Genomic DNA, 26446 nt, shown 5'->3' on the forward strand with positions numbered 1-26446 from the left:
TACTTGCAAGTTCTTTAGTGAGTAGAAGGATAATTGAATCATTTCAAAGGGGTGTTTGACAATGGAGGTTGGAAAACAGAATGTCAGTCAGTTACAAACCCGGTCCGGGAGATCAGCCAGGGAAGCAATGAAGTTTATCATTCCTTCCTTGATAGGAGTATTGCTGTTTTTGGTCCCTGTGACATACGAAGGGAACATGACCATCGGGGTCGGGATCTTTGCTTCTTATTTTCAGGGGATGTTAGAAGGAGTATTGCCATTATTCATGACGATCATATTTGGGATATCCGCTCTCATGGCCATTTATACAAAACTTCTTCAACCTAAGTGGATCATCACGCAACCATTTTTAAAAGGGCTTTTTGATGTAGGTGCGTTCTGGATCACGATCCGTGTCATAGGTTCAGTCTTTGCCATTATGACCGTCAACGGGATCGGTCCGGAATGGATCATATCCGACTATACAGGGGGAACGGTGCTGTATTCGTTAGTCCCTGTGCTGACCACATGGTTCTTATTTGCAGGTTTATTGATGCCACTTTTATTAGATTTTGGACTTATGGATTTCTTCGGGACCCTGCTGCAGAAAATCATGAAGCCTTTATTCCAGCTGCCGGGAAGGTCTTCCATTGATGCCCTGGCTTCCTGGATGGGGAGTGGGACAGTCGGTGTCCTCATTACAACGAAACAATTTGAAGAAGGCTACTACACAAAACGGGAAGCTGCGGTCATTGCAACCAACTTCTCTGTTGCTTCCATCGCTTTCAGTCTCGTGATCGTCAGTTTCATAGGTTTGGAGTCCATGTTTGTGCAATTATACGGGACGGTCGTCATTGCAGGGATCGCAGCAGCGGTGATTTGCCCGCGCATCCCGCCTCTTTCCCGTAAAAAAGATACGTATTATGAGCCGGTCGGCATGCAAATCTCTGAAACGGTACCTGAAAATGTTTCCCGTCTTCAATGGGGCTTCGAAAAAGCCGTGGAAAAAGCCTCAGAAGTGAAAAGTGTCGGTGAAGTGACCAAAAAAGGACTGCAAAACGTATTTGATATCTGGTTCGGACTCATTCCACTCGTCATGGCCCTTGGAACCCTAGCTTTAGTCGTTGCAGAATATACACCGGTGTTTGATGTGCTTGCTTACCCGGTCGTACCTCTCCTTGAGCTATTGCAAATCCCGCAGGCTGCTGATGCTGCCCCTGCGATGATTGTCGGATTTGCCGATATGTTCCTGCCTGCAGTGGTGGGAAGCGGGATCGAAAGCGAGTTAACGAGATTTGTGATCGCGGCCATGTCTTTGACTCAATTAATCTACATGTCTGAAATCGGGATCCTATTAATCAAATCCAAAATTCCCATCAGCTTCCTGGATCTCTTTATCATCTTCATCCAACGAACCATCATCACGCTACCAATCGTCGCATTACTGGCGCACTTTTTCTTTATGTAGGACACCTTTCGCAGAGGTTGTTACGTCGAAATCAGAATATGCCTAAGCTCTGTCAACTTGTAAGTGCAGGATGGTGATGGGAACTGCTCCGCTTTCCGCGGACGTACGGCCGAGCCTCCTCAGCTTTTCGCTTCCGGGGTCTCGGCACGCCCGTTTTCCGCAGGAGTCTACGCAGTTCCCACCACCATCTAAACAAGGTGAGTGTGACAGAGCTCAGTAGTGATGAAAATCAATGGAAAGAACAGGATTTCGATTACAGAAACTTTTGACTGTCGTATGCTAATAACAATTCCATACGTGGAAAGTCGGTTTTGAAATTAGTCATTTAAGAAACGTAAGCTTATAAAGTTGATTGAAGCGGAAGGTGCTCGACTCCTGCGGGAATTGCGGGAAAGTTGAGACCCCGCAGGGCAAAGCCCGAGGAGGCTCAACTCACGCCCCGCGGAAAGCGAGCACCTGCAGCGGAAATCAACCAGCACTTTCCTTTTAACAACAAAGTTATGACAACTGCTTTAAGTAAAACCTCGACAATCTAGCATTATACTATAAGAATAAATGGGGGTACTGAAATGGAACGAACGTTTGAACAGCTTATTGAGGGGATGCCGGATCGTCTGGCACCGAGCATGGCAAAGGATCATCCGAATTTACCGGTAGTGAAAGAGGAAGGGTGCTACTACTACGGACTGGACGGAAGGAAGTATCTTGACTTCACCTCTGGCATCGCTGTGACGAATGTGGGTCATCGTCACCCGAAAATCGTACAGGCGATCAAAGATGCAGCAGACGGTCTGATGCACGGTCCTTCAGGCGTCATCATGTATGAATCGATCCTTCGCCTGGCTGATGAACTGGCAGAGATCCTACCCGGGGACCTGGATAGTTTCTTCTTTGCCAACAGCGGGACTGAAGCGATAGAGGGGGCGATCAAGCTTGCTAAATATGTAACGAAGCGTCCTTATGTCATTTCCTTTACGGGATGTTTTCATGGGCGCTCATTGGGGGCACTCAGTGTAACGACTTCAAAAAGTAAGTATCGAAAGTTCATGCAGCCTTCAGGATTAACATATCAGGTTCCGTACGCGAATGAACGGGAGTGTCCAGAGGGAGAGGATTCAGCCCGGTATGTTGTCAGCAAGCTTGAAAAGGATTTTGAAACACTTTTTGATCATCAGGTAACCCCGGAAGAAGTGGCGTGTGTCATTTTAGAACCGGTATTGGGGGAAGGGGGATATATCGTCCCTCCGAAAGCCTGGCTTAAAAAGGTAAGGGAGATTTGCAACAGGCATGATATTTTACTGATTTTCGATGAGGTCCAAACGGGATTCGGACGTACCGGTAATTGGTTTGCCGCGCAAACCTTCGATGTGACGCCGGATATCATGGCGATCGCGAAAGGAATTGCTTCGGGTCTTCCTTTGAGCGCGACGGTGGCGTCCAATAAGCTGATGAAACAGTGGCCGCTTGGAAGCCATGGGACGACATTCGGCGGGAACCCGATCGCATGCTCTGTCGCTCTTGCCACCCTTGAGGTCATGAAGGAGGAAAGACTCCTTGATAATACGAAGACGATGGGTGCATACGCCGTTTCGAGGCTCGAGAAGTTGAAAGAAAAACATCCTGTGATCGGAAGCATCAGGGCGGTTGGCTTGATGATCGGGATTGAAATCGTCCATCCAAAGACGGGTAAACCGAATCAGGAAGGCTTGATGGACATCCTTGACGGGGCGCTTGAAAAAGGGGTTTTATTTTATCTATGCGGTAATCACTCCGAAGTGATCCGCATGATTCCACCCCTTACGGTTACAAAAGAGCAGATCGACGCCGGTCTTCACATGCTGGATGAAGCGGTGACAGAGTATGAGGCGTCACTGATGAGTCACCTGGATTAAAATAAAAAAGGTTGATCAGTTCGGAACTGATCAACCTTTTTTTATAGTCTTTTAACCGAAATGGCCTTCCTCATCTTCCTGAGGGCATCTTGTCCTTCTGTTTCCCTCATCATCATTAAGTTCACATAGAGAGCATCAATCAATGTTAACTGAGCAATGCGGGATGACAAAGCTTCTGAACGGTAGTCGGTTTCCTCTGAAACGGTGAAGAGAGGTGTGTCGACCCTCTGGCTTAACGGCGACTTGGCGAAATTGGTGATGCATATGGTCTTGGCCCCGGTTTCTTTCACAATGTCGAGAAGCTGAAGAATATCCTTTGTCGAACCTGAGTGGGATATGAAAACGGCGCAATCGTCACTCGTCATCTGGGAAGCGGTCATAAGCTGAATATGGCTGTCACTTGCCGCATGCACACGCAGACCGGTCCGGATGAATTTATGATACGCATCAAGGGCGATGACACCGGACCCACCGCTTCCGAAGAACTCGATGGAACGGGCGGTGCTCATCATGTCCACGGCTCTCATTAACTTTTTCTCATCCACCACCATCAAAGTATCTTCGATGGTTTTGATGTTGGACCTGAATACCTTTGTGGCGATCGTTTGTGCCGTGTCGCCTTCATCGATGCGTTCGTGGATGTCCTTAAGCCCGGTCACGATTTCTGAGGCAAGGGCGATTTTCATCGCCTGATAGCCTTTAAAGCCGATTCGTTTACAAAAGCGGAAGACAGTAGAGTCGGCCACTCCTAAATCTTCCGCCAGGCCGTTGATCGTGGAATGGATGATCTCGTTCGGATTTTCAAGGATATAGTCGGCAATTTTTTTCTCCGTCACACTGAATTGTGGATAGTGAGAACGGATACTTGCTAAACAATGTTGATGTTGACTCATAGACACCACTCCTGTAAGGGTTTTCATAGTTTCATTATACAAGATTCAAAGAAAAATAAAAATAATTTCTGTAAACGGTTGCAAAAAGAAAAATATTTTTTATAATAGAGAGAGCTAGAAAAAAATTTTCCTGATGAATTGTTCGGATGATGAGAGAGTCATAGTTACATAATGTGTTTTGCAAACGCTTTACTTGTCTGTACGAAACAAAGAAGAAGGATAAACTTTATAAAAAATTTGGCAGCAGGGCTGCCGCGAGGAAAGAAAGGAAGGGATACACAATGTCAGATCAAATGCTCATTTTAGTGGCACTGGCCGGAATTTTTCTTTTATTATTTTTAGTTATTAAAACAAAGCTTCACGCTTTTGTTGCCCTATTATTAGTAAGCTTAATCGTAGGGATAGCGGCTGGCATGCCGCTTCAGGAAGTAGTGGCCTCGATACAAAGCGGTATGGGCGGAACCCTCGGGTTTGTCGCTGTTGTCGTTGGTTTAGGTGCGATGTTCGGACGCATGCTTGAAGTATCAGGGGGAGCGGAACGACTGGCTCAGACACTGATTAATAAATTTGGGGAAGATAAGGCACAATGGTCCCTTGGGATCACAGGATTTCTGGTTGCCATTCCTGTATTCTTTGATGTAGGATTCATCATTCTTGTACCGATTGTATACGGATTAGCTAGAAAAACAGGCAAGTCACTCCTATACTATGGAATTCCATTACTTGCAGGTCTTGCCGTAACACACAGCTTCATCCCGCCGACTCCGGGACCGATCGCGGTTGCTGACTTGATCGGGGCGGACCTTGGATGGGTCATCCTGTTCGGTGCGATTGCCGGTGTTCCATCCATGATCATTGCCGGTCCACTTTTTGCAAAATGGATTTCAAAACGAATCCATGCAGTGGTGCCTGACTATATGCAGGCAGAAGAAATGGAGTACGATAAAGAGCTTCCAAGTTTCGCTTTGATTGCTTCTCTTATCTCGATCCCATTAGTATTGATTCTATTGAATACGCTTTCGGGTGTTGTGTTAGATGAAGGAAATATGATTCGTTCCATCCTGACTTTCTTAGGACATCCTTTCGTGGCCTTAACGATTGCTACACTGTTGACGTTCGTTCTATTGGGTACGAAGCGCGGATACTCTCGCCAGGAAGTTCAGGACATTGCAACAAAAGCACTTGAGCCTGCGGGAATCATCATCCTTGTAACAGGTGCAGGTGGAGTATTCAAGCAAGTATTGATTGACTCCGGTGTTGGGGAAGTATTAGGAAATATGATGGCTGGCTCAAGCCTGCCACCGATCGCCCTTGCTTTCTTGATCGCCATGGTCGTTCGTGTCGCTCAAGGATCAGCGACCGTTTCCATGGTAACAGCGGCAGGATTGATGAGCCCGCTTATCGACACTCTTGGTATGCAAGGTCCCGTTCTTGGTTTGATGGTTATTGCCATCGCTTCAGGGGCGACCGTCTTCTCCCATGTGAATGATAGTGGTTTCTGGTTAGTGAACCGATATTTTGGATTAGATGTGAAAGATACGTTAAAATCATGGACGGTGATGGAGACACTCATCGGGTTTGTAGGATTTGCCGTTGTGTTCATTTTAGGGATATTCATTAGCTAAAATAGGATAGAATAATAGCAGAAGAGGGAAGAGCCATGTCGCTTCTTCCTTTTCTCTATTTATTTAGGAGGAACGAAGATGTCAGAATTCATGATTGGTGTCGATATCGGGACCACCAGTACAAAAGCGGTACTTTTTAATAAAGAAGGAAAGGCGATCGAGCGTCACGGGATCGAATATCCATTACATACCCCAACGCCAGGGACGGCGGAACAGGATCCTGAAGAAATTTTTCAGGCTGTCATTAAGAGCATAAAGGAAGTGGCTTCAAGTACGAAAGAAACGATTTCATTTGTGTCATTCAGTTCTGCCATGCACAGTTTGATCCTTGTGGATGAAAATGACCAGCCGTTGACCCCTTCCATTACATGGGCGGATAACCGAAGTGCTGCATGGGCGGAGAAGATCAAGAAAGAAATGAACGGGATGGAGATTTATAGAAGGACCGGTACACCGATCCATCCGATGTCGCCCCTTGTGAAGCTTGCCTGGCTGAAGGACGAAAAGCCGGAATTGTTCGGAAAAGCAACAAAGTTCATTTCTATTAAAGAATTTGTTTTCCATCGTTTATTTGGGAAATATGTAGTGGACTATTCCATTGCATCTGCTACAGGGATGTTCCATCTGAAAAACCTGGCTTGGGATGAGGAAGCCATGAAAGTGGCCGGCGTCTCAAAGGATCAGTTGTCGACTCCGGTATCCACAACGGATAGCCTCGTCGGATTAAAGTCTGAATATACCGAACTGCTGGGCTTACCGGCCGATACACCATTTGTTGTTGGGGCAAGTGACGGAGTTCTATCGAATCTTGGCGTAAATGCCATCGAGCCCGGAGTGGTCGCTGTTACGATCGGCACGAGTGGTGCAATCCGTGCTGTGACGGACCGGCCGGTGACAGATCCGAAAGGCCGGATCTTCTGCTATGCCCTAACGGAAAAGCACTGGGTGATCGGCGGACCCGTGAACAATGGTGGAATGATTTTCAGATGGGTCCGGGAAGAACTCGCTTCCGGAGAGGTGGAAGTGGCGAAACGATTAGGGAAGGATCCCTATGAAGTGCTAACGGATATTGCAGCAAAAGTAGAGCCGGGATCAGAAGGACTCCTGTTCAATCCTTATATGGCCGGTGAACGGGCTCCCCTTTGGAATGCCAAAGCCCGCGGTTCTTTCTTCGGTCTCGGGATGCATCACAAAAAAGAGCATATGATCCGTGCCGTCCTGGAAGGAATCGTCATGAACTTGTACAGTGTACTTCTTGCCCTCGAAGAATTGATCGGTACGCCGAAACGGGTGCAGGCAACCGGTGGATTTGCCCGCTCTGAGCTGTGGCGCCAGATGCTTGCCGACGTGTTCGATCAAGAAGTGGAAGTACCGGAAAGCTTTGAAAGCTCTTGCCTTGGCGCCGTTGTACTTGGAATGTACGGCAGCGGAATGATTGACTCACTTGAAGAAGTAAGTGAAATGGTCGGCTCCGTCCATTCCCATCAGCCCGACCCGAAAGCGACTGAAGCTTACACTAAACTCATGCCAATCTTCATTCGTATACCACGATTGCTTGAAGAAGAATACGAAGCAATCAGTGCTTACCAGGAAAGAAGCTGACTCACCTGAGTCGGCTTTTTTTTCGAGATGGGATGGAAGGGAATCACTTAGCCAAAAGATCCCCTTTTCATGTATAATAGAAACGAATATACCTTTTATGATCAGAAACTATCCATAGATAAATGAAAGAGAGTGAAACGTTATGGGACGTAAGTGGAATAATATTAAAGAAAAGAAAGCGTCTAAGGATGCCAATACGAGTCGTATATATGCGAAATTCGGCCGTGAGATTTATGTGGCAGCGAAGCAGGGTGAGCCGGATCCTGAACTTAACCAAACGTTGAAATTCGTTCTTGAACGTGCGAAAACGTATAGCGTACCGAAACACATCGTTGATCGTGCCATCGAAAAGGCAAAGGGCGGTTCAGAAGAAAATTATGACGAACTGCGCTATGAAGGCTTCGGACCGAATGGATCCATGGTCATCGTGGATGCACTGACGAACAATGTAAATCGTACAGCATCCGAAGTGCGTGCCGCTTTCGGTAAGAATGGCGGGAATATGGGCGTGAGTGGATCTGTAGCGTACATGTTCGATGCGACAGCCGTCATCGGCATCGAAGGGGAATCTGAAGAAGACGTAATGGAAATCCTGATGGAAGCGGACGTGGACGCACGTGACATCATCGAAGAAGACGATTCTGTGATCGTTTATGCCGAGCCGGATCAATTCCACGCTGTTCAAGAAGCATTTAAAGGTGCCGGTATCACTGAGTTTACAGTGGCAGAACTAACGATGCTTGCTCAGAATGATGTGGAACTTTCTGAAGACGATCAAGCTCAATTCGAGAAAATGATTGATGCGATTGAAGACCTGGAAGATGTGCAGCAGGTTTATCATAACGTTGATCTAGGAGAATAATAGAGTAGAAGTGACCCCTGATGCTGGATGCGTCGGGGGTTTTGATTATCATTAATTATGTCAATTTATCACTTTATTTGTCGAAATGACTGAAAATTCAGCATAATACTTCATTATCATAAGGTGCTTTGGTATGCTAGGGGAGAATCTGAATAAATACGTGAAAGAGGGAGAGGAAACTATGGGACTAGATCAACTTGAATTGCAGCAAGCAGAACAGAGCGTGAAGGATGCAACCAAACCTTATTTGACGGCACTCATCGGCTGGAGCCTGCCGGCGATCGAGGCGTGTACCAAGCTGAACAGACCCTTCGTCGTCGTTGGACCGCCTGATTTCGAAGCATATGCGGAGAAGCATGATATCGCTTTTATCGGATGGGACTTCGACCGCTTGAATGAAGGTTCAGATCATCTTTATAAGCAGCTGAAGTCACTCGGTGCTGAGGTGGCCATCCCACTATATGAAGAATGTGTGGAGTGGGCGGGCGCTTTGAACTCCCGTTTCCGCAGCGAGCCGCGCGTCTTTAATCGCTCTCTCCTCTTAAGGGATAAAGGGATGATGAAGCGTAAAGCCCAAATTGCGGGAATCAAAGTGGGTGTATTTGAAGAAGCGAGGGATAAGGATGATGTAAGACGTTTCTTAAAACGGGTAAATGAAGCCCTATTGAAGGTCGAAGGAGATAAGAACGATCCCATTCATGTTAAACCCCTTGATAAAGCTGGGTCTGTCGGTCATCGTGCCATTGAGAATCCAGAGGATATCGATGCTCTCACCGAGTCTGAATTCCCTCTGTTGATGGAAAGTCATTTAGACGGGCAGGAGTTTTCATGCGAAGCGTTCATTCATAAAGGGAAAATCCAATTTTTAAATATAACGGAGTATGTGCGATTGGGATATTCCAATTTCGTACCGGCATCTCCCACACTTGAAGGAAAACGTCCGATCATCCGTGAGGCGATTCAACAACTCATTGATGCATTTGAAATCGAATATGGCGTGATTCATCCTGAATACTTCATCACCTCCGATGGGACCCTTCATTTCGGTGAAGTCGCAGCCAGGGTGCCTGGCGGGCATATCTTTGATTTGATTGAACGGGCTTACGGTTTTAATGCGTACCAGGCACAGATCCTTTGCGGAGATCCGAACACAACGGAAGAAGAGTTGAGAGAATTCTTCCCTTCGACAGGTGAGAAAGCACAGGCTCATGCCGGGTGTTTAATGGTTCACCCTCATGTCAATTATGTAGAAAAGCTCGAGGTGCCTGACGAGCTTGAGAATCATCCTTATTTCGAAAAACATGATATGTTCAGTCCGGCCCAGGGAAAAGTCGCTCAGCGAATCGGGTTCGGGAACCATTACGGGACCATCTTCTTCTATGGGGAAGACAGCGAAGTGATGAGGGACCTCTTAAAGGAATACGAACAATTTAATTTCTATATATAGGCTGGTCTTTTGCCTGAACAACCTATCCGATATTCTGATCGATAAAGGAGTTTTGAAATGGCTTTTGAATTAACTTCTAAGCTGGAAGAGCGATTTTTACAGGCGCTGAATGAATTGGAGAATGCAGCTTCATTTGCGAAATCAATGTATCAAACGGACGTCTATCAGGAAGCTCAACGATTACTGGACACTGACGAAGGGCTCGGGATTTTATACCAAAGCGCAAGCCGCTTTGAAAAAGCAGGGGTCTTCCAGGATGGTCCATGGGAAAAAGCATCCAAGCTTCAACCTCCTCTTGTGGCGGGATCCCTGCAGGCGAAAGGTCTGCCTTCGATTATTGAAATCCTTAGTGAGCTCAGGATGCTTTCCATTGCAGAAGCTCAATATGAGCATCCTGATGTCACGGCAGAGATGGCGCAGGATTTCCTGAACGAAGTAATGGTGCTGAACCTTAACCTGCTTTTCCCTGAAGCGACGGAAGCGGCCCGGATTGAAGGTGGGGAGCAGAGTGAAAGGGCTACAGAGTTGTTTCATTTTCTTTCAGATAAGTTGTCATACCAAGCACTTACCACTACGCTGATCAAAGAAATCGAACGGTTGACGGCACAGCGTCCGATCATGGTGAAGCGAACCGTTTCCATGATCGAGACCGCCAAGAAAATGCTTCATTCCGATCTTAGTGCAGCGGAACGTCTGGTGCTGGAGAAATACGTATCGGCGATTGAAGGCCCGACCCCGTTGAGTAAAAGTATTGTGAAACCGGCGGAATACCGCAAAAAGTTATTGGAACTATCCCAAGAAGAACTGGAGAAGGAGGCGGTGCATTTTGCCGGGTCCATGCGTGACACGGGATTAGTGGCGCCCCAGCATGCCATTCTTCTGAGATATTTATGCAGAAAGTTTCCGGATCTTGTACCGACAGCTCTTCAGTTAAATGATAAAGGTAAAGCAAACTTGGATGAAAACACCGAGCTTGTATTCCAACTTGTGAAAGTGGCGATCTACCCGGCCACGAAGCAGTCTGTATACGGACTTGCTCTCATGCTTGAACGAGGGGTTCTTTCCTATCCCCCTGTCTCCCCGGGACTCAAAAGACTGATCGAACTCGATATCAGGGCCGAAGTAAGAAAGACACTTCTGAATTCATGTAAAACGGGAGATGGTATTACAGCAAACTCCGTACTTCTGGCAGGTGTCATCAATGTCCTCGGGCAGCCCATCGGTATCGGACAAGGCCTGAACCCAACCTGTCAAACAGCGCGGGGAATCAGCCTGTGGGCGCAGCATGCTCCCGGGTATCTGCTTGAACTGATCCCGAGGGCGGCAAGGGACGGCGACATCGATATCATGTTTGAAGGTACACCCGTTCATTCCAAGGACTTGAGCGGAGGACTGGCGCCTGAGCTTCATCAGGAACTTGATCCCGTTTCACTCGTTCTTGTCCCGCATCTTGATCGTATCTATAGTGAAATGATGAGAAGGGTTTCCCTCAGAGGGGAAGATGGACATCGTTGGGTGAACCCTGAATTCTATGGAGATTGGGTACAGAAGGGATTCAGCACGGTTATCGATTCGCTGACCGGACTCATTTCTGACTATCCCGGTTTTGTCAGACTGTTTTATGCCACCCATCATCCGGAATACAATGATGACTACGGATTGATCTATCCGAATCCGGTAGGGATTTTCATCACGAATGTCCACGGGAAGCTGCTTGGATTCCACGCTGTATCCATTCTCCGGATCAAACAGGATCCGAAGGGTGAGTACCGGATCTATTTCTATAATCCGAACAACGACGGTTCTCAAAATTGGGGCCAGGGGATCGAACCTTCCGTCATGGATAACGGGGAGCTTGAAGGCGAATGCTCCCTTCCGTTCCATGAGTTTGTCTCCCGGCTCTATGCCTTCCACTACAATCCGTATGAGCAGGGTGATGCATTTGCAGTGGAGAATGACATTGTCGACGAAATCAAGATCCTTGCAGGGGAAAGTTGGGGGAAGGATTATACATGGGTTTAACATGATGAATGGCGCCTGAGCAACAGTGGTTGCTCGACGCTTTTTTGATTGGAATGATTCCCCTGCCACTAGCCATACTAAATAGTGGAGGTGGTACAAATGAGTAACGACAAGAAATCAGAAGATCTATTTATGGACACTCCGTTGAATCCTGAATTCATTATGAATGACCGGCTGCGCAATCCGAGCCAGGTGTACGTTCCGGGAGAATCGTTGGAAGAACATCATGCCGTTGAAGAAGGGAACGGGGTCATCGCAGAGAAAGTGATCGGTCAATCGAATGAGAATGGATAGGAGGGGTCAGCTTTGAATATGAAAGAATATCCCGTAGCGGATTTGTCGGAAGATGCCTTGAATAAAGTGAAGAGTATGGAAAGTGAACTTCGTCAGCAATCTGCGGAGGACATCGTTTTGATTGCTTATAAAAATATGGATAGAAGCCGGGAAGGGGCAAGATAAGATGGATAAAGGAAATAAAGATATGCCGGACTTCAATGAATTGAATGACCGTGTCATAGCCGAGGAACCAAAAGGTCCATTTTTCGCCATCAAAACAAATATGGATACTAGAGGGGTCAAGGATAACCCCTATGCCTCAGAGAAAGCAAGTCCTGAACAAGAAGAAAAATTTCAGCAGTTTTTTGAAGATGAAGAGCTGTAGGGGTAACCGAAAGGCGTTAATCACCAAACGTTGATTAACGCCTTTGCAGTTAGAACCGGCCCCTGGTTATAGGGAAAAGACTAGTAGTGGTTACATAAGGATTTTATACGAAAATGCATTATACTAAAGAAAGAGCATCATAAAGAAAGGAGGGAATCATGTGTCTAGAGTAGCCTTAATCGCAGGGGCAACGGGCCTGGTCGGTTCTCATCTGAGTAAAATACTCCTTAAGAGCCCGGAGTATAACAAGGTGATTTCCTTTGTAAGAAGAGAAAGTGGGATGAAGCATGAGAAGCTGGATGAACGGATCATTTCATTTGATGGGATGAAGCTTTTACCCCATGAAGAAATTGATGATGTGTTTTGCTGCCTCGGAACCACGATTAAGAAAGCCGGGACGAAACATGCTTTTAAGAAAGTGGACTACGAGTATCCGATTCAACTCGGGAAGCTCGGGAAAGAACATGGAGCAAGACAGTATCTCGTCATCTCCTCGATCGGTGCAAAGCCGAAATCACCGTTCTTTTATAGTCAGGTCAAAGGGAATTTGGAGAAGGAATTGAAGGAGCTTCATTATCCTTCCCTCCATATATTCAGGCCATCCCTTTTATTGGGGGAGAGGCAGGAGTTCCGATTGGGTGAAAAAGCGGGAGAAATCTTCTCGAGAGCGGTCCGCCCTGTCATGGTAGGCAGGTTGAAACGATACAGAAGCATTCCAGGCAAACAGGTTGCCTATGGCATGTACCGGGCGGCGATAGGTACGTACAGTGAAGAAGTCACCATACATGAATCGGAACAAATTCAAGAGTTTTAGGAAGTAGGGGAAACAATGAAGGACCCGCGACAGAAGCGGGTCTTTCATTATGATTGTATTTGATAGAAATGTCTCAAGGCATTCACAAGAGGTTTCAATGAAGGGTCTTCATCTACATTCACAAGCATTCCTTTGATGACGACGGGACGGGTTTCGTCTTTTTGTAGTTCTTCTTTAATGACTTCCAGGGAAATCCGGATATTTTCTTCCTCTGCCACCTCAAGCGTATCCTGGATCATATGAATGAGTGTCGACTCATTGATTCTGGTGGAAGTGGTGAAATCCTTGACCAGATCATCCAGCTTTTCAAAGGAAAGAACCGGCTTATCTCCACTCCTTAGCAAACCTTCCACTAAATCATCCGTCCGTTTCAATATGAAATGGGATAAATAAGAAAAGTCCAGATTGATTTTATCCAGCATCACTAACTCTAAATAAGAATGGAAAAAGCCTTGAATCATCATCGTGATATCCCAGAAATAGGGCTCAATCTTTTTACCGTAAATCCCGAATAGTCTTCTTTTATAATAGCGGTGTGTGTTCATTTTCATTTCATTGAGGAGATCATGAATTTCATCGTTGAACGGCATGGCGTTCTCTCTTATCTGCATGATGATGAACTCTTTATGCTTGCAGATTTCAATGAGCTGACATTCTAATTGCTTTTGGAATTTCTCATAAGGAGGAAGATCCTCGTTTTCGATTTCGTTCACTTTGTCGGTGATCATTTTAAAATAGTAGTTCATGATGGCGAGCAGCAGAGCTTCCTTTGATTTGAAATACAAATAAAAGGCACCTTTCGATATATCACATTCATTCACGATTTCCTGAACGGAGGTGGCGTTGAATCCTTTCGTGGCGAACAGTTTAATGGATGTCTCTATGATTAATTTTTCTTTTTCCTTCATATGTTCCTCTCCTTGATAAACTCCTTCTCTATATTATGACCGATTGGTCACAAAAAATAAACCTTTTCTTTATGAGTTCATTGACTTATGACTGTTCGGTCAGTTATATTAGAATATGTTATGACTAGTCGGTCAGATAAAGAGAGAAGGGATGAATACGACGTGAACAGTATTATCAATTTCGTACTTAAGAATAAGTTTGCTGTGTGGCTGATGACGATTATCGTCATTATTGCAGGCTTATATTCAGGATTTAATATGAAACTCGAAACCCTGCCTAACATCAATACCCCGATTGTCAGTGTGACCACTGTGTATCCCGGGGCTACGCCTGAAGATGTAGCAGACAAGGTATCACAACCAATTGAGAAACGGTTGCAGAATTTAAATGGGGTCAATGTCGTCAGTTCGACTTCCTACCAGAATGCTTCAGCCGTTCAGATAGAATACAAGTTTTCTAAAGATATGGATGAAGCCAAGACCGAGGTCGAAGAGGCTCTTTCGGATCTCTCTTTTCCAGACGGGGTGAACGAGCCGGAAGTATCACGACTGAGCTTTAACGCCTTCCCGGTCATCGCTCTCAGTGTAGCGAATGAAGACCAATCTTTAGCCCAGCTGACTTCAACGGTGGAAGATACGATCATTCCCCAGCTTGAGGGAGTGGACGGGGTAGCTTCTGTCCAGGCATCAGGCCAGCAAGTGCAAGAAGCTCAGCTGATTTTTGATCAAGACAAGCTTGCACAAAATGGATTGACGGAAGAAACGGTTCAGAACATCATTAAAGGCTCGGATGTGACTGCTCCGTTAGGATTGTATACGTTTAAAGATAGTCAGAAATCCGTTGTGGTAGATGGGAATATTACAACGATTGAAGATTTAAAAGAAATGAAGATCCCTGTGACGCCAAGTGGAGCTGGAGCACAGGGACAGGAGCCTCAAGGACAAGCCAAGACACCAGAAGCGCCTCCGGCCGGACAAGCGCCCGCCGGTATGAAGATCCCGACGATTCAATTATCGGACATTGCGGATATCAAACTGATCGGGAAAGCAGAATCGATTTCAAGAACGAATGGAAAAGAATCCATCGGGCTTCAAGTGGTTAAAACAGCGGACGCCAATACGGTGGACGTTGTCAATGCGGTAAAAGAAGAAGTCAAAACGTTCGAAAAAGACATCGATGGAGTAGAAATCATTTCTACTTTCGACCAGGGGGAGCCGATTGAGGAATCAGTCAGTACGATGCTGAACAAGGCATTATTCGGTGCCGTGTTCGCGGTCATCATTATTCTCCTGTTCTTACGGGATATCAAATCGACGCTGATTTCCGTCGTATCGATTCCGTTATCGCTATTAATCGCGATTTTACTTTTAAAACAAATGGATATCACGTTGAATATCATGACCCTTGGAGCGATGACCGTGGCCATCGGGAGGGTAATCGATGATTCGATTGTCGTCGTGGAAAACATCTATAGAAGGATGTCACTGAAAGGTGAACTGCTGAAAGGGAAAGACCTGATCCGGGAAGCAACGAAAGAAATGTTCGTCCCGATCGCGTCCTCCACGATCGTCACGATTGCCGTGTTCCTTCCATTAGGATTGGTACAAGGAATGATCGGGGAGCTATTCCTTCCTTTCGCTCTGACAATCGTGTTCGCTCTACTCGCTTCCCTTCTTGTGGCGGTCACAATCGTACCGATGCTTGCCCACTCCATGTTTAAAAAGGGTGTAGGGAAGAAGCACGTAGAAAAGAAAAGCCGTTTGGCACAATGGTATAAGGGTGTATTGAATTGGACACTGAACCATAAGATCATCACTTCGATCCTTGCCATCGCCATGTTGGTCGGAAGTCTCTTCTTAGTACCACTGATTGGAGTGAGTTTCCTTCCATCCGATGAAGAAAAGATGGTCATGGCGACATATAAACCAGAACCTGGTCAAACGGAAGAAGATGTCGAGAAAATCGCACAGGAGGCAGAAGAATACTTCCAGGGGCGTAAAGACGCTGATACGATTCAATACTCTGTCGGCGGCGAAAATCCGATGAATCCAGGAAGCACGAACAATGCGATCTTCTATGTTCAATACAATGACGATACAGAAAATTTCTCTGAAGAAAAAGAAAAGGTCATCAAAGACTTACAGAAATCAACCGACAAAGGCGAATGGGCTTCACAGGACTTCTCCGCAAGTGCCGGCAGCAATGAAATTGTCGTCTACGTGTACGGCGAAACCCTGAAAGACATCGAACCAGTTGTTAACGATATTCAAGACATGATGGAAGACAAGAAAGATTTCAAAAAAGTCGGATCAAGCATTTCCGAATCCTATGACGAATACTCGTTCATCGCCGATCAGGAAAAGCTGAGCGAACTAGGCCTCTCAGCGGGTCAAATCGCCATGGAGCTTGGTCAGACACGTCAGCGTCCTGTCCTCACGACCATTGAAAAAGATGGAGAAGAAGTGAATGTCTACTTGGATGTTGAAAAAGAAAAGTATGAAAATATCAACGACTTAACGGATAAAACCATCCAGTCACCGCTGGGCATGGAAGTTCCGATCAAAGACGTCGTTGAAGTTCAAGAAGGTAAAACATCCGATACCGTTTCACGACGGGACGGAAAAGTGTTTGCTCAAGTGAGTGGAGAACTGAAGACCGATGATGTGTCGAAAGCCTCTCAGGATATTCAGAAAGAAATCAAGGATATGGATATTCCGTCCGGCATTGACGTGAACATGGGCGGGGTAACAGAAGACATCAAAGAATCCTTCACACAACTCGGATTAGCGATGCTTGCAGCGATTGCGATTGTCTACCTGATCCTTGTCGTCACATTCGGTGGCGGTCTTGCACCATTTGCCATCCTGTTCTCACTGCCATTCACGATTATCGGAGCGTTGGTAGCGCTATTGATTGCAGGAGAAACGATCAGTATTTCTTCTATGATCGGGGCACTGATGCTGATCGGTATCGTTGTGACCAATGCCATCGTTCTTGTCGACCGTGTGATTCATAAGGAAAACGATGGCTTGTCCACACGGGAAGCATTGCTCGAAGCCGGTTCAACCCGACTCCGCCCGATCCTCATGACAGCCATTGCCACAATCGGGGCTCTGTTCCCACTGGCACTCGGTCTTGAAGGAAGCGGACTGATTTCGAAAGGCCTCGGTGTCACCGTTATCGGAGGATTGACCAGCTCGACCCTCTTAACGCTCGTCATCGTGCCGATCGTTTATGAAATCCTGATGAAAATCAAAGGGAAGATCGGTGGACGTAAACGTAAAGCAGTGAAAGAATAGTTTGAGAGAAAAGCAGTCCTCCAGGGGGCTGCTTTTTTAATTTGTGAGCGCTTGTGGGCGAGAGGATGATGGTTGGTGGTTCCAAAATGTGTAAAATGGCTGGATAATCTGTTAATTCGGCTGAATTCCGTCCAGTTTCGGCCGGATTTCCGCTCATATCGGCTGGAATTTCACCCGAAACGGCGGGATTACAACCCATATCGGCTGGTTTCCGTTCACCCCACCCTCATTAACTCTGCGGCAAGAGGAAATCTCAGAAAATTATTAAAGTTTTCTAAAAATAGTATTGATTCCATCAAAAGTCTGGACTATAATAACAATTAACGAAAGCGCTTTCGATGAAGAGGAGACAGTAATGGTTACAATCTATGACTTAGCAAAACGCACTGGGTTTTCCAGTACGACAGTTTCTAAGGCTCTTAACAATTATACGGATGTGAGTCAAAAAACGAAGCAAAAAATCCTCGATGCAGCGGCTGAAATGGGTTATTTACCCAATGCTCATGCCCAGTCCTTATCAACGAAGAAATCCTGGACGATCGGGGTCATGTTTGCAGAGGACAATGAGGTCGGATTGAAACATCCTTTCTTCAGCGCCCTTATTGAAAGTTTCCGCAAGTATGTGGAACGGGAAGGGTATGATTTGATTTTCGCATCAAGGAATCTGCGAAATCGGGATACGAGTTATCTGGAGCATTTTTTATATCGTGCCGTGGATGGAATCGTCGTGATTTGCTCAGATCCCCACGATCCGCAGGTTCAGGACATGATCAATAGCCACCTGCCGATTGTCGTGATCGATATGAGCAATCAAAACTGCTCTGTTGTTTATTCCGATAATATTGAGGGTGGAAGATTGGCCGTCAAACATCTGCATTCGTTGGGCCATACCAGAATCGCCCATATTTCAGGGGATCCGTCGATTGATGCGGGAGCACAGCGGATCAAAGGCTTCACGAAGGGCATGGATGAGCAGAATCTCCCAATTCATGATGGGTATCTTGTTAACGGCGGGATGTTCTCGATTGAAGAAGGAAAGGCTGCAATGGAAACACTCCTCGCACTGGAAACAGTCCCTACGGCAGTCTTCGTTGCAGGTGATCACATGGCCACCGGTGCCATGGAAGCCATCAAAGAGAAGGGATTAAGAATTCCTGAGGATATCTCCATCATCGGGTATGATGATATCGAAATGTCTTCCTATCTCACACCGAAGCTGACCACGGTCAGACAGGACACGGACCGGATCGGTGCACGGGCGGGTCAATTGCTGATGAAGCAGATCATCCAGAAGAAGAAGCTGTTAACCACAGAAGTCATCCCGGTGGAACTCATTATCAGGGAATCTTGTACAATGGTAAAAAAAGAAAAAAAGAAATAATCTTATATTTTTTTATGAATTTCGAAACCGGTTTCGAAATTTTTAATTCAAGAAAACCGAAACCGCTTTCGTCTCTATATTTATAAATGAAAAAGGGGGATTAAGATGAAGAAGATTTTGGCAATATTCATGACGGTTATACTGGTTGCGGGGGTACTTTCGGCCTGTTCGGGAGATTCCAAGTCATCGGGCAAGTCAAAAGATAAAGACGTAGATTTAAAGATATGGTCCTTCACGGACGAACTGAAGAAACCGATCACGAAGTTTGAAGAGAAAAATGGTGTGAAAGTAGAATTGACGATCGTTCCGATTGCCGATTATCCGACGAAATTAAAGCCTGTTCTTGAAAGTGGCGTTGGGGCACCTGATGTATTCACAGGAGAAATCGCGTTCCTTAAGCAGTGGGTAGACGCAGGCTACTGGGAAAACTTATCAGAAAAACCATACAATGTAGATGAAATCAAAGATAAATATGTACCTTATGTATTCGACTTAGGTAAAGATAAAGACGGAAATGTAAGAGCGTTATCATGGCAAACGACTCCTGGTGGAATCTTCTACAGAAGGAGCATCGCGAAAGAAGTACTTGGTACAGATGATCCAACTGAAGTAGGAAACATGATGAACTCAATGGACAATGTATTCAAAGTGGCTGACAAGATGAAGGAAAAAGGGTACAGCATGTTCCCGGATGAGGGTTCTATCCGCTGGTTCTCTCAAGGAGATAATCCACAACCTTGGGTGAACGATAAGAATGAGCTTCAACTGACAGATGAAAAGATCGAATATATGGAATCAGCGAAGAAACTTCGTGAAAACAGCTATACAGCTCTTGCTGCTGAATGGTCTCCATCTTGGTTCGAAGCGATGGATAAGCCGATCAAAATGAAAGAAAACGGTAAAGAGAAAGAAACACAAGTATTCTCCTATGTTCTTCCGACTTGGGGGCTTCACAGCGTTCTGAAAACGAATGTAAAGGAAACAGCTGGTGACTGGGCCGTTACAAGTGGACCAAGCCCGTACTTCTGGGGTGGAACATGGTTAGGGGTTTACAACAAATCTGAAAACAAAGAACTTGCTTATGATTTTGTGAAAATGATGACTCAGGATGACGAATTCCTGACAGATTGGGCGAAAGAAACGGGCGATGTCCTTGCCTACAATCCTGTAACAAATGCGATCAAGGATGACTTTAGCAGTGAATTCCTTGGCGGACAGAACAACTATCAATTCTTCCTTGAGCAGGCGAAAGAAATCGAGCCTGGTATTGTAACGAAGTATGACCAACAGCTTGACACGTTCTATGGAAATGCTGTTCAGCAGTATGTGGACGGAAAGAAATCCAAAGACGATGCCATCAAAGACTTCTATAAAAAAGTACAAAACGCATATCCTGACATAAAAGTACCAAAAAACTAAACAAGTAAAAATTCATTGGCAGGCGGCGTGGCTTCATGTCGCCTGCCGATAATCTATTAATCAACTAGGGGGGCTGGGGAATGAAGAAAGTAGATCGATTTGGTTATCTGTTTATCGCCCCGTTTTGGATCATCTTTTTAATATTTAGCATTTATCCTGTTGCTCTTACATTCTATTACAGTTTTACAAACTATTCAGGAAGCGGGTCAGCGGAAGTCATCGGTCTTGCCAACTATACCCGTTTACTCACGGACAGTTATTTTGTGGAAGCATTTTTTAACACATGGAAAATATGGGGAATCAACTTTGCCCTGCAAATTGGTCTTGCCCTTGTACTCGCATTAATCTTCTCTGATATGAGAATGAAGTTGAGAGGTTTGGCGTTTTTCAGATCGATCTTTTATTTACCTAATTTAATCACGATTAGTTCGGTCGCCCTGTTGTTTGGTATCCTACTGGACTGGCAGCACGGATCATTAAATATGATTCTATTAAATATAGGTCTTATATCAGAACCGATTAATTGGCTGAACGAGCCTGCGACTGCACAGCTATCTGTATCCCTGATCCTTACCTGGATGTGGTTCGGTCATTCGTTCATAGTCGTCATGGCGGGGGTTTCCGGAATTTCGAAGGACTACTATGAGGCTGCTTTGATCGATGGTGCAAACAGATGGCAGACTTTTACGAAAATCACGATTCCTTTATTAAAACCGATTTTGCTTTATATCATGATCACCTCCCTGATCGGCGGTCTTCAATTATTTGATCTGCCAATGCTTTTGACAGATGGAATCGGTTCTCCCGATGGATCACTGAATACGATGGTACTGTATCTGTACAATCAGGCATTCAAGTTCAATAACTATGGATATGCTTCAGCTGTCGCATATGGATTGTTCGTCATTACCTTGATCTTCTCGGCGATTGTCTTCAAAGGGATGTATGGAAATGAACGCAAACAAGCAAGGAAGGTGTAAAGCATGTTGGGGAAAACAGCGGTAGAAAAAAATGTACCGACTCAAAAGGTTGAAAAGTCAAAGCCTGAACTTCTGCCACATGAGTCCAAACTGAAGACCAGAAATACCATTGTGAAGAGCATCATCTACATCGTACTTGTGTTGATGGCGATTGTCTGCTTCATTCCATTCCTGATGATGCTTGTGAATGCAACAAGATCAAATGAAGCGATCCTGTCAGGATTCACCTTGATACCGGGGAGTTCTTTAGTTGAAAACTACACGACGATGATGGAGTACGTAAACATCTGGTCGGGGTTCAAGAATAGCCTGATCATCTCTGTCCTTACGACTTTATTATCAGGGTATTTCTCAGCATTGACTGCTTATGGATTTGCCTTTTACACATTCAAGGGGAAGAATTTCCTGTTCGTTTTCATGCTTGTGATGATGATGGTTCCAGGACAATTGGGGCTGATCGGCTTCTACGAACTGAGTAAGAATCTGGGGATCCTCGATTCCTTCATTCCACTGATCGTTCCGGCCATCGCAAGTCCGTTCGTCGTATTCTTCTTAAGACAATACATCCAGACGACGCTTCATCCAAGTTTAATCGAAGCTGCCCGCATCGATGGGGCGAGTGAGTTCAAGATTTTCCATACGGTGGCCATTCCGATCATGATGCCGGCAGTTGCGACGATGTCGATCTTCACGTTCATCGGATCATGGAATAACTACATCATGCCACTCGTCATCCTGTTCTCACCTGAGAAATATACGCTGCCAGTATTGATGGGATTCTTGAAGGGATCTCAAGTAGCGCAAAATTTAGGTTCAATGTACTTAGGGATTGCGATTTCAGTCGTACCAATCATGATTGCCTTCCTATTCCTGTCTAAATATATCGTCAACAGCATTTCAGCAGGATCAATCAAAGAATAGAGGAGAGAATGACCTATGAAATTTGATAAAACATTTACCTTTGGAACCGCCACATCATCGTATCAAATCGAAGGTGCACATAATGAAGGAGGAAGAACTCCATCCATCTGGGATATGTTCTGTGACATTCCAGGGAAAGTATACAAGCAGCATAATGGTGATGTCGCTTGTGACCACTATCACCGATTCGAAGAAGACATCCAGCATATCAAGCGTCTTGGTGTAGACACCTATCGTTTTTCCATTGCCTGGCCACGAATCTTTCCTGAGAAGGGAAAGTACAATCAGGAGGGGATGGACTTTTATAAAAAATTGGCGGCAAGACTTCAAGAAGAAGGTATCAAGCCTGCTGTGACACTGTATCACTGGGACTTGCCGATGTGGGCCCATGAAGAAGGCGGATGGGTCAACCGTGAATCTGTAGAATGGTTCTCGGACTACGCAAGAGCTTGCTTCGCGGAACTTGATGGGGTCGTTGATTCATGGATCACCCATAATGAACCTTGGTGTGCAGGGTTCCTTGGCTATCATCAAGGGGTCCACGCACCGGGTCATACCAATCTGGATGAAGCGGTGAAAGCGGTCCACCATATGCTTCTCTCCCACGGAAAAGCGGTTGAGCTGCTGAAGAAAGAATTCAAATCTCAAACCGACATCGGCATCACATTAAACCTGTCACCTGTGTATCCAAACACGGATTCAGTGAATGATCTTCTTGCTGCCAACAATGCGGACGGCTATTCGAATCGTTGGTTCTTAGATCCAGTATTCAAAGGGGAATACCCGAAAGACATGATGAACCTGTTCTCGAAATATGTTCATACGTATGACTTCATTAAAGAAGGGGATATGGAACTGATTTCAACGGAATGTGATTTCTTCGGCATCAACTATTATAGCCGAGGAATCGTCGAGTTCAGTGCCGCCAATGATTTCATGCATAAGGGAGCTTATTCCGATTATGAAAAAACAGGCATGGGCTGGGACATCGCGCCGAATGAATTCAAAGACCTCATCCGCCGCCTGAGACAAGATTATACGGATCTGCCAATCTATATCACGGAAAACGGAGCGGCGTATGACGATGTTTTGGAAAATGGAAGAGTACATGATCACGAACGCGTCAACTACTTGAATCTGCATCTTCAAGCGGTTTCTGACCTTAATGAAGAAGGCATGAACATTCAAGGATATTATCTATGGTCGCTGATGGACAACTTTGAGTGGAGCTTCGGGTATGATAAACGTTTCGGCATCCTTTATATCGATTTCGATACGCAGGAGCGGATCTGGAAAGACAGTGCCTTCCGTTATGCTGAAGTCATCCGGGACCATAAAGAGAAGCATGGCCTTCATACAAATGCCGAGGAAGTAACGCAATGAATATGAAGGTGGTTTTGACAGCCAAAGAAACAGGAGATCGGTTCTCTGAAAAAGAACCGGTTTCTTTTTCGGGTGGGCGTGCTTCTACCCACATCCAACTCGATCCGGAGCGCAAATATCAGGAAATGTTGGGATTTGGCGGTGCATTCACTGAAGCGGCGGCTCACAGCCTTTCCCTCATCAGCCCCGAAAAAAGGGAAGAAATCATTCACCGTTATTTCGATCCGTCAGAAGGACTTGGTTACCGCTTCGGCCGGACGCATATCAACAGCTGTGATTTTTCATTGGAGAACTATACGTATGTGGAAGATGGGGATACTTCGTTAGAAAGCTTCTCCATCGATCGGGAAAAGAAGCTCGTGATTCCCCTTATTCAGGAAGCAAAGGAAGTGGCCGGAGGGGAACTTTCCATCGTGGCTTCTCCGTGGAGTCCTCCTTCATGGATGAAAACGAACGGTGAAATGAACAACGGAGGAAAACTATTGCCCGAGTTTCAATCCGTATGGGCAGACTATTACTCGAAGTACATAGAGGCAATGCAGGCAGAGGGGATCCCAATCTGGGGATTGACGATCCAGAATGAACCGGAAGCGAAGCAGGTGTGGGATTCATGCCTGTACACCGGAGAAGAAGAACGGGACTTCATTAAAAATCATCTGGGTCCGTCCCTCGTTGGACATGGCCACGGGGATGTGAAGGTCATCATCTGGGATCATAATCGTGATGTGATTCATGAACGTGCGAAGGCAGTGTTATCGGACCCGGAAGCGGCCAAGTATGTGTGGGGGACGGGTGTGCACTGGTACGTATCAGAGGAATTTGAAAATCTCTCTAAGGTGCATCACGACTTCCCTGATAAGCATTTGATCTTTACAGAAGGATGTATCGAAGGCGGGGTCAGGCCCGGCGCCTGGGATACTGGTGAACGCTATGGCCGTAATATCATCGGTGATTTGAATAATTATCTTGAAGCGTGGATCGATTGGAATATCGTACTGAACGAAGTAGGCGGACCGAATCATGTCGGGAATTATTGCGATGCACCGGTGATCGTCGACACTGTGAATGACGACGTCCGTTACAACAGTTCGTACTATTACATCGGGCATTTCAGCAAATATATCAAAGAGGGAGCAAGACGGATCGGATGCCGGATTTCCAATGACACTGTATCGGCTACTTCCTTTGAAAATCCAGACGGGGAGATCGTCGTCATTGTGATGAATGCGAATGACCGTGAGGAAGAGATCTCGCTTGCAATAGATAAGGGGAATTTCAATACGACTCTCCCATTGCATTCGATTGCCACCTTTATTATTCGTTAGTTGGAAAGCAGTCCTTTTGGGGGACTGCTTTTTTGTGTATTAAGCACGCCCCCATGATCCATCCACACCCCTCCTCATATTCCCCGGACAACCATCATAGAATAGACCATCTTACATAAAGGCAGGGTACAAGCATATGAGTCTGTTTTTAAGGGGTACATTGGTGTTGGTGGTGACGGCCTTCTTAGGGGAATGTCTGGAGTTTATCATTAATATGATCCTGGCCCGGGAGCTGGGGGAAGCAGGGCTTGGCACATACATGTCGATTCTCCCGACGGTATTCCTGATCGTCATTTTATCGAGCATGGAACTGCCGATCAGCCTTTCGAAGTTTTTTGCGGAAAAAGAGGAAAGGTATCACCGGGGGATGCTTCACTATGCTTTCAGATTTGCGGTGATCACGACGTGTATTCTTTTAGTGATCATGGTGATGGTTTATGCCTGGACTCCTTTATTTCAAGGATATCACTCAGGGATTCGCTGGCTTGTCCTGTTTGTAATCCCGATTGTGGCCTTCACTTCGATAACAAGAGGATATTTCATGGGGATCCAGCAGATGGGGAAAATTGCGGCCGCTAATTTTCTGCGTAAAGGAATCCAGTTATTTTTATTAGTGTCAATCTATCAATTCTTATCCTTTGGCATCGATACATCCATCTTCATTGCCCTTGGAACGTTAATTGCCAGTGAAGTGGTGGTTTTTGTATATTTGATTCATGCTTACGTTCTTGAAATTAAGGGTAAAAGAAAGAACAGCCATGCTAGACTATCAACAGGTGAAATGAGAAAGTCAGTGCTATCTGTTTCGATTCCGACCACGGTCCTTCGCATCTTTCATGCACTGACCCATGCCATCCAGCCTTTTCTGATTAAATGGGCGCTCGTCCTTTCGGGGATGGGGGCAGTGGATGCGAATGAACATTTCGGGATGCTGGCGGGAATTGCCCTCACCATCGGGTTCTTTCCTTCGTTCATTGCTTTTTCGATGTTGATCGTTTTGATCCCGACCGTATCGGAAAAAGTATCATCGAAGGATTTTGTTGGGATCCTGACCCATCTTAAGCAAGTGATGTGGCTGACATTGGGCTACGGTGTTCCGGCCGTGCTGATTTACTATACTCTCGGGGACTATATAACAGAGACATTTTTTCACTCTGTTTCCTCCGCCTATTATTTAAAGCTGCTCTGGCCGTACTTCCTGTTTCATTTTTTGGTATTTCCTCTCCAAGCTTTTTTGATCGGGCTGGGACTGGTGAAGGATGCTCTCCTTCATACCATCTGGTCGAGTGTCTTTTCGTTTTCACTCATTTACCTGCTGGGTTCCCGTTTTGGAATGGAAGGCGTCATCCTCGGTATGAATGCAGGAGCCGTCTTGATTACCATGCTCCACTACGTGACCATCTGCAGGGAATTGGAAACGACTCTTTGGTTAAAATCAGCCATAAAAATGTAAACTATACAAAACAAATGTGCGAGCGTGAGGCATTTGTTTTGCAATAGGAGGGACGGACCTTTTATTCTATTTGTAATATGTAACACCTACATACCAATCTGCTGTTATGAT

21 protein-coding genes are annotated in these 26446 nt (G+C 45.7%); 19 read left to right on the plus strand and 2 right to left on the minus strand.

Features of this window, described 5'->3' with window-relative positions:
* The first annotated feature begins 61 nt into the window (after nucleotides 1-61).
* Nucleotides 62-1447 (plus strand): YjiH family protein, encoded by a 1386-nt coding sequence (locus AC0VXY_RS02510; protein WP_475526773.1) that lies wholly within the window; start codon nucleotides 62-64, stop codon nucleotides 1445-1447.
* A gap of 569 nt (nucleotides 1448-2016) precedes the next feature.
* A complete protein-coding gene (locus AC0VXY_RS02515; RefSeq protein WP_475526774.1) occupies nucleotides 2017-3339 on the plus strand; it encodes an aspartate aminotransferase family protein in 1323 nt (440 codons plus the stop codon).
* A 41-nt stretch (nucleotides 3340-3380) separates the two neighbouring features.
* On the opposite strand, the gene AC0VXY_RS02520 is transcribed toward AC0VXY_RS02515, so the two are convergent.
* Nucleotides 3381-4232, minus strand: coding sequence for a MurR/RpiR family transcriptional regulator (locus AC0VXY_RS02520; protein WP_475526775.1), 852 nt, complete (start codon nucleotides 4230-4232; stop codon nucleotides 3381-3383).
* Nucleotides 4233-4513: 281 nt separating this feature from the next.
* Between AC0VXY_RS02520 and AC0VXY_RS02525 the strand changes: the two genes are divergently transcribed.
* From AC0VXY_RS02525 to AC0VXY_RS02565, 9 genes are all read left to right on the plus strand, one after another.
* On the plus strand, nucleotides 4514-5857 hold the full coding sequence (locus tag AC0VXY_RS02525; RefSeq protein ID WP_475526776.1) for a GntP family permease: 1344 nt from the start codon (nucleotides 4514-4516) through the stop codon (nucleotides 5855-5857).
* Nucleotides 5858-5947: 90 nt separating this feature from the next.
* Nucleotides 5948-7459, plus strand: coding sequence for a gluconokinase (gntK, locus tag AC0VXY_RS02530; protein ID WP_475527797.1), 1512 nt, complete (start codon nucleotides 5948-5950; stop codon nucleotides 7457-7459).
* 142 nt (nucleotides 7460-7601) lie between these two features.
* On the plus strand, nucleotides 7602-8321 hold the full coding sequence (locus AC0VXY_RS02535) for a YebC/PmpR family DNA-binding transcriptional regulator (RefSeq protein ID WP_475526777.1): 720 nt from the start codon (nucleotides 7602-7604) through the stop codon (nucleotides 8319-8321).
* Nucleotides 8322-8502: 181 nt separating this feature from the next.
* Nucleotides 8503-9768: an ATP-grasp domain-containing protein gene (locus AC0VXY_RS02540; RefSeq protein WP_475526778.1), complete on the plus strand. Its 1266-nt coding sequence runs from the start codon at nucleotides 8503-8505 to the stop codon at nucleotides 9766-9768.
* A 57-nt stretch (nucleotides 9769-9825) separates the two neighbouring features.
* Nucleotides 9826-11790: a hypothetical protein gene (locus tag AC0VXY_RS02545; protein ID WP_475526779.1), complete on the plus strand. Its 1965-nt coding sequence runs from the start codon at nucleotides 9826-9828 to the stop codon at nucleotides 11788-11790.
* Between the two features lie 99 nt (nucleotides 11791-11889).
* Nucleotides 11890-12084: a hypothetical protein gene (locus AC0VXY_RS02550; protein ID WP_435993632.1), complete on the plus strand. Its 195-nt coding sequence runs from the start codon at nucleotides 11890-11892 to the stop codon at nucleotides 12082-12084.
* 12 nt (nucleotides 12085-12096) lie between these two features.
* Complete coding sequence (locus AC0VXY_RS02555; RefSeq protein WP_435993630.1) at nucleotides 12097-12249, plus strand: hypothetical protein; 153 nt, start codon at nucleotides 12097-12099, stop codon at nucleotides 12247-12249.
* A gap of 1 nt (nucleotide 12250) precedes the next feature.
* Nucleotides 12251-12451: a hypothetical protein gene (locus tag AC0VXY_RS02560; RefSeq protein ID WP_435993628.1), complete on the plus strand. Its 201-nt coding sequence runs from the start codon at nucleotides 12251-12253 to the stop codon at nucleotides 12449-12451.
* Between the two features lie 160 nt (nucleotides 12452-12611).
* A complete protein-coding gene (locus tag AC0VXY_RS02565; RefSeq protein ID WP_475526780.1) occupies nucleotides 12612-13265 on the plus strand; it encodes an oxidoreductase in 654 nt (217 codons plus the stop codon).
* 47 nt (nucleotides 13266-13312) lie between these two features.
* On the opposite strand, the gene AC0VXY_RS02570 is transcribed toward AC0VXY_RS02565, so the two are convergent.
* Entirely contained in the window at nucleotides 13313-14173 is an 861-nt protein-coding gene (locus AC0VXY_RS02570; RefSeq protein ID WP_475526781.1) for a TetR/AcrR family transcriptional regulator, read from the minus strand.
* Between the two features lie 162 nt (nucleotides 14174-14335).
* Here AC0VXY_RS02570 and AC0VXY_RS02575 point away from each other — a divergent pair, with 162 nt between their 5' ends.
* The 8 genes from AC0VXY_RS02575 to AC0VXY_RS02610 all read left to right on the plus strand — a co-directional run bounded on the left by AC0VXY_RS02575 (nucleotide 14336) and on the right by AC0VXY_RS02610 (nucleotide 26335).
* Nucleotides 14336-17473, plus strand: a complete 3138-nt coding sequence (locus AC0VXY_RS02575) for an efflux RND transporter permease subunit (protein ID WP_475526782.1) — start codon at nucleotides 14336-14338, stop codon at nucleotides 17471-17473.
* Between the two features lie 355 nt (nucleotides 17474-17828).
* Nucleotides 17829-18854: a LacI family DNA-binding transcriptional regulator gene (locus tag AC0VXY_RS02580; protein WP_475526783.1), complete on the plus strand. Its 1026-nt coding sequence runs from the start codon at nucleotides 17829-17831 to the stop codon at nucleotides 18852-18854.
* 105 nt (nucleotides 18855-18959) lie between these two features.
* Nucleotides 18960-20273, plus strand: coding sequence for an ABC transporter substrate-binding protein (locus AC0VXY_RS02585; RefSeq protein WP_435993618.1), 1314 nt, complete (start codon nucleotides 18960-18962; stop codon nucleotides 20271-20273).
* A gap of 80 nt (nucleotides 20274-20353) precedes the next feature.
* Nucleotides 20354-21253, plus strand: coding sequence for a carbohydrate ABC transporter permease (locus tag AC0VXY_RS02590; RefSeq protein WP_475526784.1), 900 nt, complete (start codon nucleotides 20354-20356; stop codon nucleotides 21251-21253).
* Between the two features lie 144 nt (nucleotides 21254-21397).
* Nucleotides 21398-22174, plus strand: coding sequence for a carbohydrate ABC transporter permease (locus tag AC0VXY_RS02595; RefSeq protein WP_475527798.1), 777 nt, complete (start codon nucleotides 21398-21400; stop codon nucleotides 22172-22174).
* A 15-nt stretch (nucleotides 22175-22189) separates the two neighbouring features.
* Nucleotides 22190-23557: a GH1 family beta-glucosidase gene (locus tag AC0VXY_RS02600; RefSeq protein ID WP_475526785.1), complete on the plus strand. Its 1368-nt coding sequence runs from the start codon at nucleotides 22190-22192 to the stop codon at nucleotides 23555-23557.
* On the plus strand, nucleotides 23554-24882 hold the full coding sequence (locus AC0VXY_RS02605; RefSeq protein ID WP_475526786.1) for a glycoside hydrolase family 30 protein: 1329 nt from the start codon (nucleotides 23554-23556) through the stop codon (nucleotides 24880-24882). The genes AC0VXY_RS02600 and AC0VXY_RS02605 overlap by 4 nt, the downstream gene beginning before the upstream one ends.
* Before the next feature lie 136 nt (nucleotides 24883-25018).
* Nucleotides 25019-26335, plus strand: coding sequence for an oligosaccharide flippase family protein (locus tag AC0VXY_RS02610; protein ID WP_475526787.1), 1317 nt, complete (start codon nucleotides 25019-25021; stop codon nucleotides 26333-26335).
* Nucleotides 26336-26446: the final 111 nt, after the last annotated feature.

Source organism: Rossellomorea sp. QJM3NY_18, from assembly GCF_056173145.1.